Source organism: Companilactobacillus versmoldensis DSM 14857 = KCTC 3814 (genome assembly GCF_001434295.1).
In the GTDB taxonomy this organism is placed as follows: domain Bacteria; phylum Bacillota; class Bacilli; order Lactobacillales; family Lactobacillaceae; genus Companilactobacillus; species Companilactobacillus versmoldensis.
In genome coordinates this window covers 167,995-184,438 of the sequence record NZ_AZFA01000001.1, presented here as the reverse complement: position 1 = coordinate 184,438, position 16,444 = coordinate 167,995, and the positions used below count along the sequence as shown (strand labels likewise).

The window sequence follows — 16,444 nt, the reverse complement described above, 5'->3', positions numbered from 1 at the left end:
AAGAAATATATATTTATAAACTAATCAAGTTGGCCCGAAATGTCAAGCTTGATTATAACTGTATCCGTTTCCATTCACTCTTTTATGAATTAAATTCATCAAGCGATAAATTAATACCATCAAATGTGGTAAACTTTTCAAGTTTCCTATAAATATTGATGACAATTCGGACAATTGTCAAAACTTTTAGTAATATAGTTTATAAGACAATGTGAAATTATATAAAACGCGACAAAAGGAAGGATTTTATATGAAAAAAATAATCGCATTTCTCCGTAAATATAAAATCATTGTCGCCGTCATCATCCTACTTTGTATATCAAGCTGGTCATCAGTTGCACTAGCTAACGCTAATTCAGTTATTGTCAAATCTGATTCTGTCAACGTTAGAATCGGACCAGGACTTTCATATGCAAATATGGGACAAGTAAAAAAAGGCGATAAATTATCAATCATTAGCGAAAAAAACAAGTGGTATGAGGTTCGATTATCAGGTGATAAAATTGGTTGGGTCGCCAGCTGGTTACTGGATAATACGACTGTTAGTTCAACCACCAATAAAGTCGGGATCATTAAAGTTCAAAACACGACAGTCTTCAAAAATGCTAGCGTAACCAGTTCTGTCCTAGGAACTGTCTCCCAATCGCAAAAAGTCTCGATCATGTATCAAGAAAACGACTGGACACAGATTCTTTATAAAGGTACCGCTGGTTGGATCAAGAGTGACTTCATTCAAGGCACTCAACAAACTGCTGGTGAAACTAATGCTGGTAGTTCTTCCAATAGCAATGACGTCAAGACTGTTACAGTTACTCAACCAAGTACGAAGATGCGGATCGAACCCAACTCTAGCGGCCGAGTGATTAAATCAGTCAACGTTGGTAAGACTTTTGATTATTTAGGTAAAACTGGTAAATGGTATAAAGTTCGTGATAAAGATGGTTCAGTTGGCTACGTTGCTAGCTGGGTAGTTACAGTTTCCGGTACTAAGGACCCCATCAAGTCAGCTGCAACAAACATTTCTGAAGCAACTATCGTAATCGATCCTGGACATGGTGGCAGTGACGTTGGTGCTGAGTCGAAAAAAGATACTTACGAAAAGAAATTTACCTTGGAATATGCACAAGCAATCAAGCAAAAGCTTGAACAAACTGGTGCTCGGGTAATTTTAACTAGAGATTCAGATACGACCAAATCATTAGGTGACCGAGCTCGACTTTCTAGTAAGATTGAGGCTGATGCCTTCATTAGTTTGCATTTTGATTCTAGTTCATCCGCTAATTCTGGTTCAGGTGTCACGACTTATTATTATCAAAAGAATAAAGATGGTAAGTTAGCAACTTCATTGAATGACCAATTAAAGAGTATCAAGATCAATAATCGTGGTACCCAACAAAATGATCTTTACGTCTTGCATTACAATAGTCAACCTTCAGTCTTACTTGAATTAGGTTATATCAATTCTAAATCTGACTATAAGCACATCAATTCTGAAAAATACAAGGAACAAGTTGCCAATGCAGTTACCGCTGGATTGAAAAACTATTTCCAATAAATCAAAAAGCTCGACCATTTGGTCGAGCTTTTTTGCTGCAAAAATTTATTTGATAACTGACAAAACTTGGTTTAAATCAGTGATTGTTTTATCTTGGCCTAAATCAACATTTTGATCAGTCAACAAAATAGTTTTAGCAGAAACTGATCTACCAAAATCAATATCGATCTGACGATCGCCAATGACCCACAAATTACTCTTATCTAAGTGATACTTCTCAATCAGATAATCCAACATGTGTGAGTCAGGTTTCCTGCGGAAATCTTTTTCCACACTGACGATCTCAGTGAAGTAGTCTTCAATTTCTAAAGTTTTGGCTAATTGATAAATCGATTCATCACGATGTGTGACTAAAAATTGCTGAAAACCTGCTTGTTTTAATTCTGCAAAAGTACTTTTAGCATGTGGCAAGAGATTGGTCTTGTCTTGATTGTTTTTTTCCAAAAATTTGTAGTCGTGATAAAAAATGTCAACATTCTTTTTTAGCTCATCTTCAGAATGAACTTTATCCCTAAATAATTCGGTTACATAATTTCTGATGGATGTTTTCTTGATATCGTGGTAAATCGTATCTTTCGAAAACTCTAATTGAAAGTTCTCTTTCAAAGATTGCTGAACAGCTATGACCATCCCTGGATAACTATTGGCAATCGTCCCATCAAAATCCCACACTATACTCGTCATTTTAACGCTCCATTATTATTGTTACAGGCCCATCATTTGTCAATTGGACTTGCATGTCAGCACCGAACTCACCGGTTTCAACCGTCAAGTCATGTTGTTCTAATGCTTTATTAAATTGTTGATACTTCTTTTTAGATTCTTCATAATCACCAGCATTAGTGAAACTTGGTCGATTGCCATGTTTCGTATCTGCATACAAGGTGAATTGCGACACTGATAAAATACTGCCCGAAACATCTTTGACAGACAGATTCATTTTGCCAGCTTCATCTGAAAAAATCCGCATATTGGCAACTTTTCTTGCTACATATTCAATTGTCTCTTGGTCATCTGTATCGGCAATGCCCACTAGCAAACAAAGTCCTTGATCAATTTGACCAAGGACTTTGTCAGCGACTGAAACTTGAGCTTGTGATACTCGTTGAATCACTACTTTCATACTATTCAATCGTCCTTTTTACTTGATATACATCGGGAACACTATTCAAACGTGAAATAATCTTATCGAGATGTGCTTTGTTATTGACACCGACGCTAACGTGGATAATGGCCATTTTGTCTTTATCGAGTCTGCCATTTACATTATTGAGCGAATTAGTCGTCGAGTTGATAACTTGTAAAACATCGTTCAACAAACCATTACGGTTGAAACCATAAATATCCAGTTCAGCTATGTATCGTTTGTCAACAGTGACATTGTCCCAACTAACTTCTACGAAACGTTTCTTCGCTTCTTCACTTTGAACATTCGGACAATCAGCACGATGGATCGTTAGACCTCTTCCTTTAGTGATATAGCCAACAATGTCATCACCAGGGATCGGATTACAACATTTGCCAAGACGAATCAGTAAGTTGTCGATACCTTCCACTGAAATACTGTTGTTAGCATCACTACGCTCTTTTTTGAGCTTATTTTGTACATGCTCATTAGGGACCTTAGAATTCTTAGAGTCATCATCAGAAATAACTTTCTCTTCGAGCTCTTTTCTTTCGGTCTCTTTTTTATTATCCGGATCTTCACTGATCAATTTATGAACCACATTCAGTGGTGATAACTCACCGTAACCGACCGAATTGAACAATTCTTCAGAGTCAGTATAACTGAATCGTTTCATCACTTCTTCAATATGACTCTTGTCCATATATTTATTAGGTGACAAAGATTGATTCTTCAATTCCGATTCGATCAATTCTTTTCCAAGAGAAATATTCTCTTGGCGATCTTTGACCCGAAAATAACGCTTGATCTTGTTGCGGGCCCTGGTAGTATAAACTAACTTGACCCAATCACGACTTGGTTTAGCATTTGCAGATGTCAACATTTCAACGATGTCGCCATTTTTAAGTTGATAATTCAATGGCACCATCCGACCGTTGACTTTTGCACCAATCGAATGAGCTCCGACCTCCGTATGAACTTGAAAACCAAAATCGAGCGGAACTGAGCCCTTTGGTAACTCAATAACTTCACCTTGAGGAGTAAAAACGTAGACACGGTCGTTAAAGATCTCACCTTTGACTGACTTCATAAAATCCGCGGCATTATCAGAGTTTTCTTGTAATTCTAAGATTTCACGGAAAACATCGATCTTCTGTTCATCTTCATCTAGATGGACACCTTTGAAATTGCCTTCTTTATATGCCCAGTGAGCAGCCACACCATATTCAGCCACATCATGCATCTTATGAGTTCTGATTTGCACTTCTAGTGGTTGACCACCTGGTCCAATGATCGTTGTTTGCAAAGATTGATATCCATTAGTTTTGGGAACGGCAATGTAATCTTTGAATCTTCCGGGGATTGGTTTCCACTTGGAGTGGATCGAACCCAGCACAGCATAACAATCTTTAACAGTATCGACGACGATCCGAATTGCTAAAAGATCATATAATTCGGAAAATTGTTTATGCTTGTCACGCATTTTCTTATAAATTGAATAAATATGTTTGGGACGTCCATAGATTTCATATTTGATCCCTAATGAATCGACACTCGTGCGGATATATTTGATGGCCTCTGCAATATAACCTTCCCGTTGCTCTCTTTTACTATTCATCAAGTGAACGATCCGGTAATACTGTTGGGGATTTATGTATTGTAATGAAAGATCTTCCAATTCCCACTTGATTCGACTGATACCTAAGCGGTCAGCTAAGGGAGCATAGATCTCTAAGGTCTCAGTAGCTATTCGTCTTTGTTTATCAGGGCGTAACGCCTTCAAAGTCCGCATATTGTGCAAGCGGTCAGCTAATTTGACCATGATGACCCGTAAATCCTTAGCAGTAGCAATCAACATCTTCCGATGATTTTCTGCTAGCAGTTCTTGATGTGAATGATATTTGTATTTACTGATTTTGGTGACACCATCAACGATGGTAGCCACTTGATCGCCAAACAATTCATTAACATCACCCAAAGTGATGTTGGTATCTTCAACGACATCATGTAAATAACCAGCAGCAACTGTATAAGGGTCCATTCTAAGTGAAACTAGAATCTGAGCCACTTGAGTAGGATGAATAATATATGGTTCGCCTGTAGCGCGCTTTTGTTCCTTATGAACATAGGCAGCAAAATTATATGCTTTATTGACAAACTCGACATGTTCTTTATTCATGTACTTCCGGCAAATATCCAGGACTTCTTCAGGAGTATAATCTTCTCTTTTTTTCATCCTATTCACTCCCTCTTTCTTACAATAAAAAGCACTCAAAGAGTGCTTTTCTTGTATATCATTATCATGTATTAAATATTAAAATTCAATCTATTATTTATCATCAAATAAAAAATAAACTAAAATACTTAGGATCAAGTATATACCAGCTAAAAAATACCCGTAACGCCCATATTTTGCAAATACGCTGATTACAAAAATAATTGGGAAAATTACTAAATTATAAAATGCTAATGAATATTTTTTAACAAACCAGCCCATAAAGACTGAAAAAATAATGTTGATTACAAAAAACAGATAAACGATGCGATTCGTTCTACCTAAGTTAAATAAATTAAACAGTATTGGCATGATAAATACCAACAGGATAGAGATCAACGCGATATACGTCGTTTTAGATCTTTTAACGATAGTCCAAAAATTCTTCAACATTTATTCCTCATTCATTCGTAATTCATAATTATAGGATATCACTGATAATAAGTATAGAGGAGCAGTTTCTGCTCGCAAGATCCTCGGTCCCAATCCAATTGACTGATAACCGTGATCTACTAAGCTTTGAAACTCTTCATTTGAGAAACCACCTTCTGGTCCAAACACACCGATGATTGAATTAACACCGACTTTTTGTAATTGTTGAGCCAAAATACTAGTCTCGCCTTCTTTAGCAGACTCCTCGTAAGCTACTAATTTCAAATCATTAGAAACGTTATTCAATTGGTCAAGGTCACTTAAATAACTTACTTCTGGAATCACTCGACGTTTTGATTGTTGGGCGGCATTTTTGGCAATTTCTTGCAGGCGAGAAACTTTTTTATCAACGACGTTGTTCTTCCAATTCATAATCGAGTAGCGAGAACGGAAAAAGACAATCTTGACAGCTCCTAATTCGGTCGCTTTCTGGGTGATCCATTCTATCTTATCTTTCTTAGACAACGAGCATGCTATTGTCACGTCTACTGGTAATTCGGTCATTGACAGCTTACTTTCTACTACCTCAAAAATTGCTTTCTCAGGTTGAATATCAACTAACTTAGCTTGAAAAAGTTTTCGAGTGTTATCAACGAAATAGAGTTCATCACCTACTTTGTGGCGTAAAACTGTAATAATGTGACGGTACTGTTCCTTGTCATCTAGGATCAACTGCGAATTTTCAATGCGTTGATCAACGAAGTATTGCTCCATTTTGTGCCTCGATATCTGATTTACGTTTACAAATCAAAGTCGACCAACCTTTCAAATGAAAGACTTCGATAACTTCAAAGCCTTCTTGAACCATGGCATCAGTGATTTGTTGTTCTTTTTCATTTATTATACCTGAAAGGATCACGAATCCATTAGAATTTAAATGCGATTCAATATCAGGAACGAATTTTAAAACAATGTCTGCCAATATATTAGCGACGATAACATCTACTTTTCCTGTCACCCCATCTAGTAAGGAGTTCTCATAGACCTCGATATCTTGACAATCATCATTTAATTTTAAGTTCATTTTAGCTGCATCAACTGCCTCTGGATCCAAATCAAAAGCGGTAATATCTTTGACGCCTAATTTACGGGCCTGTATTGACAGAATCCCTGAGCCTGTTCCGACGTCATACATTGACCTTGCATCACCTAAAATCAATTCTAAGGCTTGCATACAAGTAAAGGTCGTTGGATGTGTTCCTGTCCCAAATGATTTACCAGGATCCATCGTAATAATCGTTTCGTTTGGCTGTGGCTGATATTTTACCCATTGCGGAACAACAGTTAAATAACGACTGATGTGAATTGGATGATAATACTGTTTCCAATTATTTTCCCAGTCAGCATCATCCATTTCAGATTGTTTAACAGCAACGTCAGTAACGTCAAAACCAAAATTGGTTAGATTATTGATTTCTTCAGTTAAATCATCAATAATCTTTTGTTCAAATTTATTTTTTTCAAAATACGCATTGACGGTTACAAAGGGTAACTGAGGGCGCGGATCATATATTTCACCATATTTCCCTTGTAAATGTTCCGACGAATCGTCATTATCAATAATTTCTGTGCCGGTAGCTCCGACCTTCATCAAAACATCAGAAATAATTTCTTCGTCGAAATCATTAGGTATTTCGACACTAATTTTTGTCCACTTCATGCGTTACCTCCATTTATATTTAAGATTACTAGAATAGAGCCACAAAAAAAAGACGTTTAACACGTCTTTATCCTAAATTGCTACTCAATGCGGTCACAAAATCATGGCCAGCACGATCTATTTCTATTTGTGATTTTTTTAAGGATTTATGATCCAGTTGATTATCAGTTGGATTCATACACTGGACACTCTTAACTAACTTTATAAAATAATTGTCCAAGTTTTTATGGACTTTGCTTTCTACCAATTGTTGTTTCTCAATAAAATCCCAACAAACTCGATTATATATTTTAACGTTCAATAAAAAATTATTAGTTAATCGTTGGTAAGTCTCATACTTGAGGACTTCACCACTTTCAATCAAGTGCATAGTCTTGAAATATTCTTGAAAGACTGAGCGATAAGTAATAAATCTCTCCAAGAAAGCATTTGTTTCAGCAATAGCGGTTCTTCTAGTCATATAGGCTCTCCAATCCGTTTTTTATATTGTATCATAATGTTTTCTTATGATAAAGATTATTTATTACTAATTAATAAATTTATTTATCAGCCGATTTTTCTTTAATGCCGGCAGCTCGAGTACGTTTTGATTCATCATTTTTGAAAAGACTCTGTGCTTCAGTTAATTTCTCTGGACTCTTTTTGATCTCTTGTGAGATCTTACTGAAATCATTGTCCGCTGGATCGCGTTCCTGTTTACTCTTGTTAAAAAGTCCCATGTTAATCTGTCCTTTCATCATTTTCATTGCCTAATTATATAACACAGATTAGTAAAAAGTGACGATTTAATCGGATTTTTCTATCATTTCTCAAAATATTTATTATAAATGGATAAATTATTAATCAATTTTTAAACTAGGGATAATTGCGACAAAATTGTTTACTTTTGTTATCATTAAATTGCTGAAGCTTAAATATTTCAGAAATCCGTGGTGATTAATATTGAGTAAGAAAAAAAAGATTCAAAAAACTTTAGTTGAAAAGATCCTTGATAAGCAAAATGTCGCTTACAAACCAATCACCTTCGCTACTCAAGCTGATGGTGACACACAAGAATTAGTGACTGACAAAAGTATCCAAGAAGGATACAAAATCTATAAGACCTTGGTCTTGACTGGCAACAAGACTGGCCCAATCGTCGGCATGGTCGCACTTGATAAACACATTAGCTATAAAAAACTGGCTAAACTTTCTGGTAATAAGAAAGTTGGAATGGTTCCTTTGAAAGACCTGGTCAAAACTAGCGGTTTTGAACATGGGGCTAATAGTCCTGTCGGAATCCGTTCCCTACATAACTATCCAATTTATTTCGATACAGAAGCAGAAAAATCGAAAGAGATCATTGTTTCTGCTGGTAAAATCGGTTATTCACTGATCATTGATCCACACGACCTAGCTAAATCAGTTAAGGCTACCTTTGGCGATTTTGGTGTTGATGAACCAGAATAAACAAAAGACGCTAACAAACTCTCAAAAAATGAGTGATTTGTTAGCGTCTTTTTAAGTGAGTACATCTCACTTATTATTATTCAGCTTTGTGTTGTAAGTTTGCGATTGCTTGTTCAATGGTAGTTCCATTACCAGAAAGATTGGAATCTTTTACATCTACTGCTGTGAATAATTGGTCTTTAATATCTAATGAGATTCTATATTTCATAATTATTCACACCTCCTTTATGTTCCGTATTACAAGAGGTAGCGATTAATGGTCACTATACTAGGTTCTTTTGAAAAATGCAAGCTATTTCTTGACTTTATGGCATATATGCATCATTATGTATAAACAACATAAAAGAAGGAGGATTTTAATTGCTCGATACAATATTAGGACTACTTAAGTGGTTCTTGATTCTGGCAGTTTCAATCGCATTATTTGTTTATATTGGTATACCACTAATTACTACTGCAGTAGTCATAGGTTTAATATACTATTTCTACCGGCGTACCCGCTTAGCACACGCACGTGCTCGTTATACACCTGAAGGTAGAAAAAAAGTAAATTAAACTATTAATAATTCAGATAAGTGCAATTGGTCAAAATGACTAATTGCACTTTTTTTAATTCTTTCGTCCAGGACGTTTATTCTTATCAGCAGTTGCTGATATAGCAATCAAAACTATACCGACCAAGATGTAAACCAAACTAGTTTGGTTGGAGAACCATTTAAAAATAAAACTGACGATACCAGCAATGACAAGGATGGCTCCCAAGAAACGATCAATTTTCATAATAAAATTCACTAAAATCACCACTTTTTCCATTAATGTTGATTAAGGCATCTAAATGTACCCTTTGACTTAATTAATATTATACTGGTAACAAGGATAAAAATTATACCTATTTTATATAAATGTGGAGGCATTCTCTATGGATAAAAAAGCTAGATTGGCAATTGTTGATGATTTGATCAAATTACAAACCATCAATGGTGATGAAAAATTAGTTGCTGATTACTTACAAAAATTATTTGAAGACAATGGCATTAAAGCTACCCAAGAAAAATATGACGATAATCGTTCCAGTCTGATTGCTACGATCAATCCTGATGCTGATGGACCAGTACTTGGCTTCACTGGTCATGAAGATGTGGTTGACCCAGTCGATCCAGAAAAATGGAATTATGGCCCTTTTAATCCAAAACATATCGATGGAAAAATTATTGGTCGTGGTGCGGCCGACATGAAAAGTGGCTTAGCCGCTTTGGCAATTGCCATGATTGAATTAAATGAATCGTTAGATTTCGACCATAAAATCAAATTCATCGCCACCGTTGGTGAAGAAAAGGGTGAATTAGGTGCCACTCAACTTTCTGAAAAAGGCTATGCTAATGACCTAAATGCCTTGATCGTGGGTGAACCAAGCAACGGTTCTTCTCAATTGATCATCAATAAATTGGTGGTTAGTGGATTATTGAGCGTACCTCAACCAAATCCTGATAAATTTGGCCGTCACTCCTTCTTTGCTGCTCACAAGGGTTCAGTTGATTATCGGGTAATTTCTCACGGTAAAGCGGCCCACAGTTCGATGCCAGAAACTGGTGTCAACGCTATCGATAAACTTATTAGCTTCTATAATCAACAAAATGACTATTTCAAAACACTTAATGAATATGAAGATGATATTTTGGGAACTACCAAGCCTTCAGTCACAGTCTTTAAAGCTGGTGATCAACCAAATACTATCCCTTATTTAGCTTACTTAGGTGTCAAAATCAGAACTGTGCCTGAATATGACAATAATAAGATTTTGACTGATATTAAAGATTTGATTGCTAAATTGAATCAGGCTGATCCAACGATGAATCTCGAATTAGTCGTTGACTCCAGCAACCTTCCTGTTAAGACTGATCTTGATTCGAAATTAGTCATGATTGGTCGTGAAGTCTATGAAGATGTTTGGGGTCAAAAAAATGTCGTTGTTGGTGCTCCTGGTGGAACTGATGCTTCACAATTTATTGGTGCTAACTCTGATATTGATGTCATCGTTGCCGGACCTGGTAATGAAAGTGCCCATCAGATCAATGAATTCTGTTTTGAAGATGACTATTTGCAATACATCACGATTTATAAACAAATTGCTGAAAAATATTTTGCTTAAATACTAAAGAAAAAAATCTCTAAAGTACTGAAATGTCACATAAGCATTAGATTTATGGAACACTTCAAAAATACTTTGGAGATTTTTTATATTCTTTTTGGAGTTTCTTTATTTCATCTAATTTATCATCTGTCCCTGGTTTACTTATTCCATAACTTTCATGAAAATATTTTTCCGGATGATCGATGATCTTATTAACAAAATCAGCAATGCTCTTTCGAAAGATCATAGTCTCCAATGGCATTTTGAAAACGAAATTCCCTGATAGCTAAGTTGATTGTTTTATTGTAAAACTTTCTAAAATACTACATGAATCATAGAATCGTTATTTAGATTGGAAAATTTTTCTCCTAAGTACGTTGTTATTTTTTGACATGATGTTTTCGTAAAACATTTATTATTACATATGGATAATAAATGTTTCCATGACTATCATTGGATCCCCCCACACAAATTGAAATTTTAATAAAAGCTGCTGAAATCCTGTGCATTAGCTTTAAATGCAAAAAAGGCAATGTGACAGAATCTTTCGATCCTAGCAAATTGCCTTTTTTTACTTAAATTGTTACAACTATTGGTTCAACGATACTTTAATTATCGTAATTCAAATGCTTGTTTTGATCCAAGGCATCGATTTTTTTGATTTCGTCTTTTGTCAATTCAAAATCAAAAATGTCGATATTTGCCTTAACGTGATCAATATTAGAAGACTTAGGGAAAATCACAAAGCCTTCATCGATTTGCCAACGTAATACTACTTGGGCAGCAGACTTGTTGTGAGCTTTGGCGATTTTATTGATTGTTTCATCTTCTAGAACTAAATGACCATGTCCGATTGGTGAATATCCCTCATTGAGGATATCGTTGTCTGTATCGAATTTGGACAATTCAATCTGTGTCTTGAATGGATGACGCTCGATTTGATTGACCATTGGTTTAACCTTAGCCATGTCAAAGACTTCTTTTAATTGTTCAATCGAGAAGTTTGAAACACCGATGGCCTTAGCTTTTCCGTCAGCATAAATCTTTTCAAGGGCTTTCCAAGTATCCAATGTCAATTGGAAATTTTCTTCATTTGGCCAATGGATCAAATAGAGATCCAAGTAGTCTAATTGAAGATCATTCAAAGTCTTATCAAACGCCTTCAAAGTTGAATCATAACCTTGATCGTCGTTCCATACCTTGGATGTGATAAAGAGATCTTCTCTTTTTACGCCTGAATTTTTCAGAGCTGTCCCTACTTCAACTTCATTACCATAAATATGAGCGCAGTCAAAATGACGATATCCAGCATCGATTGCACCTTGGATGGAGTCAGCAACATCTGATTTTTCTAGTTGGTAAGTTCCAAATCCCAATACAGGGATCGAAGCACCAGTACTTAATTTTTCATATTCCATATTGTTTCCCTCCTATTCATTATTAAACTACTGTTAGGTAACTTTTGACAAATGTTTTAATTTAGAACGATTAAAAAAAATTATTGGAAAAATTATAATTTCTTTTAACTATCGCAACAAATAATTATATAATTGGAACGAAAGACAAATTTCTTTCGTGAGGATGGATATAGATGAAAAATAAAACAAGCAAATTTTTAATGGCTTCAGCTGTTGCAATTATGATGGCTCCTGCAGCTTTATCAGCCTTACCACAACAAACTGCTAGTGCCGACACTGTCGGAACACTTTCTATTTATACTCCAATTTACAGTTCAACTGGTAATGCCAATGGTAAAACTTTGCCAAATGGTAGTAGCTGGATCTTAGGTGAAAAAATCACTTTGAATGGTGTTACAAATTATCAAGTCGGCAGTGACGAATACGTACCTGCTTTTGCTTTAACAAATATCACCAATAGAGATGATGATAACAGTAACGCTGATACCAATACTGACACCAACAATGATACAGACACTACCACAGAAAATGGTGTCACTGATGGCAATGAATATAATGGTCAAGTAGGAACAGTAAATATTGACAAGGTCTCTGTTGTTGACAGCAATGGTCAAAATACCGGTAATTCGTTATCAAATGGTAGTCAATGGATCATAGGTAATAAGGTCTTAACTTATAACAATGCCAAATATTATCCAGTTTCGACTGATGGTTATGTCCTAGCTTCTAGCTTGGATATTGCCACTCCAAATATCGATCCAAATTCATCGATCCCTACACCAGGTAATGGCTTGATTGGTACTACAAATAAACAACTTAGAACTTACAACTCAGATACCAACTCATACGACATGACTTTGCCAGCAAATACTTCATGGAAGATCTCAAAATTAGTCGTTAATAAATACGGCTCATTCTGGGGTGAAGTTGCTACAAATCAATATGTTTGGATCACTGATGTAACTTTGAACAGCGGACTTAATTTGAACAATAATTCGTACTATATTCCAAATTTTGCTACAAGTATCAACAAGTAATCTATAAATCACAAAAAATTGGTAAGTAAACCAGCTTAGGTTTACTTACCTTTTTAATTAACAGGTTGATTAATCACTTGTTAAATCAAAACTGTTATCCAGTAACTTATAAGTTTGTTCATCATCAACTTGGTCGATCTCAATCGATAACCAGTGACTTTTATTCATGTGATATGCCGGTAAAAATCCCTTTTGATTCTGCAAAAGTTCGATATTTTCCGGATCAAGTTTGATATCCATAACTTCAACCTGTTTGTCACCCGACAATCCTAAATTTTCAGCAGGAACTGTCATCATCAAGGCAAACCATTTATTGTTTGACGGATGTCTTAAAACAGCATAAGTTGGATATTTTTGCCATAGATACTGAGGCTCAGCTTGATATTTGTCAGCCACATATTGGAAAATTGTCTCTCGTTTGATAGTGATCATCCCTCAAATTATTTTCTTAATAATAATTATAAAATGAATTTGTTTATAACTTCAGCTAATGCGTCATGGTTGTTATCAGCGATGGTAATGTATTTAGCGGCCTCTTTTACACTGTCGATTCCATTAGCAACACTAACAGGTAAACCAACATCTCTTAACATTGGTAGATCATTGCTATTGTCTCCGGCTCCAATTATTTCCTCCGGTTTAATTCCTAAAAGTTCTCCTAATTGGACTGAAGCACTTCCCTTATTAATGCCAGCCGGATTGAATTCAATATAACGACCAGAAGAAAAGGTCCCAGCAATGTTGTCGGCACCAACAACTGCCTCCACATCTGCTTTCATTTGTTTGCGCTCAGACACAGTTGGCAAAGCCATAATAACTTTCATAATGTTGACATCTTTAAAGCGGCCGAGATCTGGCGTCTTCATTTCTTTATAATCGACGCCACGATTTTTTAGATAAGCATCATCTTCTGGAACTGGGTGATAAACATATAGGGCATCTTGAGTATATACGTGAGTTGCAGCATGAGGATTTTTGCTGCCGACATCGAAGACTTTTTGAGCGATCTCAAATGGCATTGCATTTGTAGCAATTGGACGGTTACCTTTATTTTCCAAGATCAATCCCCCATTGTAAGAGATCGAGTACTGCTTCGCCTTGTCACGCAAACCCAATGGTTCCAAAACGTTCTGAAATGAGACATAGCTGCGACCAGAATTTGGCACAAAATAAACACCTTTGGCAGAAGCTTTTTTGATTGCTTCAGCATTAGTTTTTGACAAAGTACCATCATCATTCATCAAGGTTTCATCTAAATCACAGACAATCATTTTATACATGTAAATTTCCTCTCATAGTAAAAGTTATAAGCTCTATACTATATAATTCTATAGGTTTTCAAAAATCTAGCAAATACTTATTATAAAATTTTAAATTTGCTTTGGAATGGATTCAAAAATTTGTCTGTGTTAATTTTGCTTTGAAAACGAGGTGAGTATCATGTTAAAACATGCATATTTAATAATTGCTAATCAAAAATTTAACCAATTAAAATTTTTACTACGTACTTTAGATGATTCACAAAATGATATTTACTTGCTGATTGATAAAAAGTCTTATTTATCAAAAAAAACTCAAAATGAATTGCTGTCCTCAGTCAGATACTCCCGAATAAATATTTATCATGATCTTACTATCACTTGGGGCGATTATTCACAAATCGTGGCAGAACTATATCTTTTTAAAAAAGCAATATCTAGACAATCGTATTTTTATTACCACTTACTATCTGGGCAAGATCTACCACTCTACAGCCAAAGTTATATCCATAGTTTTTTTTTGGAGAATCCTGATAAAATATTTTTGACTATACCTAGCCAAGAAATTTACGATGAAAATAAAATACCTAATCGAGTAAAGTATGATTATTATTTTATTCCGTTTTATGGTCGCTCTAATCTTGGTAAGTATTCTAAACTGTTTTTCAAATTGTTGGAACACAGTAACTTCGAACTTCAAAAATTATTTGGAAAAACTCGTAAAAGAGAAAAAGATTTGCCTTATATTGGATATGCTTCAAATTGGGTAAGCCTTAACGAGAATGCTGTTTATACAATTCTCAGTCAGGAGCAAGAAATCAAATACATTTTCAGTAAATCCTATTTATGTGATGAATTATTCATTCCAACAATTTTGTTTAAAGACAAAAAATTTCAAAATGAATTGTACTATTCAAAACGTGGACATGACCTGCCTGATGAACTTCAGGGTAATCTAAGATATATTAATTGGTGGGATGGATCACCATATACTTGGACTGATAATGATATTGATCAAATAAAGAATGCCAGGGAAATGGGACATCTATTTTCTAGGAAATTTGATCTTGAGAAATCTCCCAATATCAAAAAATTAATTAGTTCATACTGTTTTAAATAGAAAAGCAAAATATTCAATATATAGGATGTTACGTAACCATTGTTTATGAGAACTCAAAAACAATGTCATAAATTAATTTTTAGGCTTTGTTATATTCAAACTATTTTAATATGGTTGAAAAAAGTAAATTAACATTATGTGCACCAGCACATATCAGGTTGACATTTCAAATAATATAAAATTTAATATTTTTCTTAATGGACATATTCCTGTGCTCCGCTGGAATATGTCCATTATTGTTTGTAATTTGGCTATGTATTTGAAATAGTAAATACCATCATCAATAAGTTTAAATATTACTTAGAAAGCCTTGGGCGTTGGATGACTATTCATGCGGGATAAATTAAAATCCTCTCCACCAACGTCTCAGTGATGGATCATCTTACCATGTACCTGATTTTGATATACTTATAATTACATAGTGTTTATCTAAAAAATCCCAAACAATAATGACGTATACATTTCCACCACGAAAAGCGAATATTTTTACTACTGAATTTTCTGTAATACTGATATTAAATAACGACAGACTAAATAGGGTTTTATACAAAATATAATATTTTACAGGTGGATCACCCCATAAACATTTTTTTATTATACTTGGAAAACCAATATTATTTTTGGACAGTAACCCTCAAATCAAAAACTCAGAGGCAAAGGTCAATATATAACCTTTCCTTTCTGGATATCCTTCTAATTTGTTAATTCCAACTTATACAAATACTTTCTTCACTTAATCTTATTCGTCAGACCGTCGATCACATTCCACAAAATTTTTTCAATGATATTATTTTTTGGGTTGATACTCCGAGTATGAAATACATTCTTTGAATTACAATATTGGATTTATCGTCTTTTGAAGTATATGTTTATTCCTAGACAAAAATTTCATTCATGAATATTGGAATGTTACTTTTTATATTTGTGAAGTATTTCTTGGAATTATCGCAATTTAATCAAAGATAAACCTTACATTTAACTT

18 protein-coding genes are annotated in these 16,444 nt (G+C 34.8%); 5 read left to right on the top strand and 13 right to left on the bottom strand.

Annotated elements, in window-relative coordinates; all coding sequences use genetic code 11:
* The first annotated feature begins 250 nt into the window (after nucleotides 1–250).
* Nucleotides 251–1,555, top strand: coding sequence for an N-acetylmuramoyl-L-alanine amidase family protein (locus tag FC27_RS00925; protein ID WP_010623566.1), 1,305 nt, complete (start codon nucleotides 251–253; stop codon nucleotides 1,553–1,555).
* Between the two features lie 45 nt (nucleotides 1,556–1,600).
* On the opposite strand, the gene FC27_RS00920 is transcribed toward FC27_RS00925, so the two are convergent.
* The 7 genes from FC27_RS00920 to FC27_RS00885 form a co-directional block, all read right to left on the bottom strand.
* Nucleotides 1,601–2,239: an HAD-IA family hydrolase gene (locus FC27_RS00920; RefSeq protein WP_010623567.1), complete on the bottom strand. Its 639-nt coding sequence runs from the start codon at nucleotides 2,237–2,239 to the stop codon at nucleotides 1,601–1,603.
* 1 nt (nucleotide 2,240) lies between these two features.
* Nucleotides 2,241–2,678 (bottom strand): D-aminoacyl-tRNA deacylase, encoded by a 438-nt coding sequence (dtd, locus tag FC27_RS00915; RefSeq protein WP_010623568.1) that lies wholly within the window; start codon nucleotides 2,676–2,678, stop codon nucleotides 2,241–2,243.
* 1 nt (nucleotide 2,679) lies between these two features.
* Nucleotides 2,680–4,917 carry a RelA/SpoT family protein gene (locus FC27_RS00910; protein WP_010623569.1) on the bottom strand — a complete coding sequence of 746 codons (2,238 nt, stop codon included), beginning with the start codon at nucleotides 4,915–4,917 and terminating at the stop codon, nucleotides 2,680–2,682.
* Nucleotides 4,918–5,349: 432 nt separating this feature from the next.
* Entirely contained in the window at nucleotides 5,350–6,102 is a 753-nt protein-coding gene (locus tag FC27_RS00900) for an RsmE family RNA methyltransferase (RefSeq protein ID WP_010623571.1), read from the bottom strand.
* Complete coding sequence (gene prmA / locus FC27_RS00895) at nucleotides 6,083–7,048, bottom strand: 50S ribosomal protein L11 methyltransferase (protein WP_010623572.1); 966 nt, start codon at nucleotides 7,046–7,048, stop codon at nucleotides 6,083–6,085. Before prmA ends, FC27_RS00900 begins: the two co-directional genes overlap by 20 nt.
* A 67-nt stretch (nucleotides 7,049–7,115) precedes the next feature.
* Nucleotides 7,116–7,508, bottom strand: coding sequence for a hypothetical protein (locus FC27_RS00890; protein ID WP_010623573.1), 393 nt, complete (start codon nucleotides 7,506–7,508; stop codon nucleotides 7,116–7,118).
* Nucleotides 7,509–7,587: 79 nt separating this feature from the next.
* Nucleotides 7,588–7,767: a hypothetical protein gene (locus tag FC27_RS00885; RefSeq protein ID WP_155802058.1), complete on the bottom strand. Its 180-nt coding sequence runs from the start codon at nucleotides 7,765–7,767 to the stop codon at nucleotides 7,588–7,590.
* A 220-nt stretch (nucleotides 7,768–7,987) separates the two neighbouring features.
* On the opposite strand from FC27_RS00885, the gene FC27_RS00880 reads away from it, so the two are divergent.
* On the top strand, nucleotides 7,988–8,497 hold the full coding sequence (locus FC27_RS00880; RefSeq protein WP_420805436.1) for an aminoacyl-tRNA deacylase: 510 nt from the start codon (nucleotides 7,988–7,990) through the stop codon (nucleotides 8,495–8,497).
* 76 nt (nucleotides 8,498–8,573) lie between these two features.
* On the opposite strand, the gene FC27_RS12130 is transcribed toward FC27_RS00880, so the two are convergent.
* Nucleotides 8,574–8,705, bottom strand: a complete 132-nt coding sequence (locus tag FC27_RS12130) for a hypothetical protein (RefSeq protein ID WP_010623576.1) — start codon at nucleotides 8,703–8,705, stop codon at nucleotides 8,574–8,576.
* 401 nt (nucleotides 8,706–9,106) lie between these two features.
* Complete coding sequence (locus FC27_RS11705) at nucleotides 9,107–9,277, bottom strand: hypothetical protein (RefSeq protein ID WP_155802059.1); 171 nt, start codon at nucleotides 9,275–9,277, stop codon at nucleotides 9,107–9,109.
* Between the two features lie 139 nt (nucleotides 9,278–9,416).
* Here FC27_RS11705 and FC27_RS00870 point away from each other — a divergent pair, with 139 nt between their 5' ends.
* Nucleotides 9,417–10,646, top strand: a complete 1,230-nt coding sequence (locus FC27_RS00870; RefSeq protein WP_010623578.1) for a M20/M25/M40 family metallo-hydrolase — start codon at nucleotides 9,417–9,419, stop codon at nucleotides 10,644–10,646.
* A 64-nt stretch (nucleotides 10,647–10,710) separates the two neighbouring features.
* On the opposite strand, the gene FC27_RS11700 is transcribed toward FC27_RS00870, so the two are convergent.
* A complete protein-coding gene (locus FC27_RS11700; RefSeq protein ID WP_010623579.1) occupies nucleotides 10,711–10,875 on the bottom strand; it encodes a hypothetical protein in 165 nt (54 codons plus the stop codon).
* Nucleotides 10,876–11,236: 361 nt separating this feature from the next.
* Nucleotides 11,237–12,046 carry an aldo/keto reductase gene (locus FC27_RS00865; RefSeq protein WP_010623580.1) on the bottom strand — a complete coding sequence of 270 codons (810 nt, stop codon included), beginning with the start codon at nucleotides 12,044–12,046 and terminating at the stop codon, nucleotides 11,237–11,239.
* Nucleotides 12,047–12,219: 173 nt separating this feature from the next.
* Here FC27_RS00865 and FC27_RS00860 point away from each other — a divergent pair, with 173 nt between their 5' ends.
* On the top strand, nucleotides 12,220–13,083 hold the full coding sequence (locus FC27_RS00860; RefSeq protein WP_010623581.1) for an SLAP domain-containing protein: 864 nt from the start codon (nucleotides 12,220–12,222) through the stop codon (nucleotides 13,081–13,083).
* A gap of 69 nt (nucleotides 13,084–13,152) precedes the next feature.
* Here FC27_RS00860 and FC27_RS00855 read toward each other — a convergent pair whose 3' ends face one another.
* Together FC27_RS00855 and FC27_RS00850 are read right to left on the bottom strand one after the other, a co-directional pair.
* Nucleotides 13,153–13,515: an MmcQ/YjbR family DNA-binding protein gene (locus tag FC27_RS00855; RefSeq protein WP_010623582.1), complete on the bottom strand. Its 363-nt coding sequence runs from the start codon at nucleotides 13,513–13,515 to the stop codon at nucleotides 13,153–13,155.
* A gap of 26 nt (nucleotides 13,516–13,541) precedes the next feature.
* Nucleotides 13,542–14,363 carry a Cof-type HAD-IIB family hydrolase gene (locus FC27_RS00850; protein WP_010623583.1) on the bottom strand — a complete coding sequence of 274 codons (822 nt, stop codon included), beginning with the start codon at nucleotides 14,361–14,363 and terminating at the stop codon, nucleotides 13,542–13,544.
* Nucleotides 14,364–14,523: 160 nt separating this feature from the next.
* On the opposite strand from FC27_RS00850, the gene FC27_RS00845 reads away from it, so the two are divergent.
* The gene (locus tag FC27_RS00845; RefSeq protein ID WP_010623584.1) at nucleotides 14,524–15,462 is read left to right on the top strand and encodes a beta-1,6-N-acetylglucosaminyltransferase; all 939 of its coding nucleotides are present in this window, start codon (nucleotides 14,524–14,526) and stop codon (nucleotides 15,460–15,462) included.
* Nucleotides 15,463–16,444: the final 982 nt, after the last annotated feature.

Excerpts from the sequence above, each read along its gene's own strand:
- FC27_RS11700 (WP_010623579.1), bottom strand. The coding sequence starts at position 10,875 with ATGATCTTTCGAAAGAGCATTGCTGATTTTGTTAATAAGATCATCGAT.
- FC27_RS11705 (WP_155802059.1), bottom strand. The coding sequence starts at position 9,277 with ATGAAAATTGATCGTTTCTTGGGAGCCATCCTTGTCATTGCTGGTATC.
- FC27_RS00885 (WP_155802058.1), bottom strand. The coding sequence starts at position 7,767 with ATGGGACTTTTTAACAAGAGTAAACAGGAACGCGATCCAGCGGACAAT.
- FC27_RS12130 (WP_010623576.1), bottom strand. The coding sequence starts at position 8,705 with ATGAAATATAGAATCTCATTAGATATTAAAGACCAATTATTCACAGCA.
- FC27_RS00865 (WP_010623580.1), bottom strand. The coding sequence starts at position 12,046 with ATGGAATATGAAAAATTAAGTACTGGTGCTTCGATCCCTGTATTGGGA.
- FC27_RS00855 (WP_010623582.1), bottom strand. The coding sequence starts at position 13,515 with ATGATCACTATCAAACGAGAGACAATTTTCCAATATGTGGCTGACAAA.
- FC27_RS00925 (WP_010623566.1), top strand. The coding sequence starts at position 251 with ATGAAAAAAATAATCGCATTTCTCCGTAAATATAAAATCATTGTCGCC.
- FC27_RS00910 (WP_010623569.1), bottom strand. The coding sequence starts at position 4,917 with ATGAAAAAAAGAGAAGATTATACTCCTGAAGAAGTCCTGGATATTTGC.
- FC27_RS00850 (WP_010623583.1), bottom strand. The coding sequence starts at position 14,363 with ATGTATAAAATGATTGTCTGTGATTTAGATGAAACCTTGATGAATGAT.
- FC27_RS00870 (WP_010623578.1), top strand. The coding sequence starts at position 9,417 with ATGGATAAAAAAGCTAGATTGGCAATTGTTGATGATTTGATCAAATTA.
- FC27_RS00860 (WP_010623581.1), top strand. The coding sequence starts at position 12,220 with ATGAAAAATAAAACAAGCAAATTTTTAATGGCTTCAGCTGTTGCAATT.
- prmA (WP_010623572.1), bottom strand. The coding sequence starts at position 7,048 with ATGAAGTGGACAAAAATTAGTGTCGAAATACCTAATGATTTCGACGAA.
- FC27_RS00890 (WP_010623573.1), bottom strand. The coding sequence starts at position 7,508 with ATGACTAGAAGAACCGCTATTGCTGAAACAAATGCTTTCTTGGAGAGA.
- FC27_RS00920 (WP_010623567.1), bottom strand. The coding sequence starts at position 2,239 with ATGACGAGTATAGTGTGGGATTTTGATGGGACGATTGCCAATAGTTAT.
- FC27_RS00900 (WP_010623571.1), bottom strand. The coding sequence starts at position 6,102 with ATGGAGCAATACTTCGTTGATCAACGCATTGAAAATTCGCAGTTGATC.
- dtd (WP_010623568.1), bottom strand. The coding sequence starts at position 2,678 with ATGAAAGTAGTGATTCAACGAGTATCACAAGCTCAAGTTTCAGTCGCT.
- FC27_RS00845 (WP_010623584.1), top strand. The coding sequence starts at position 14,524 with ATGTTAAAACATGCATATTTAATAATTGCTAATCAAAAATTTAACCAA.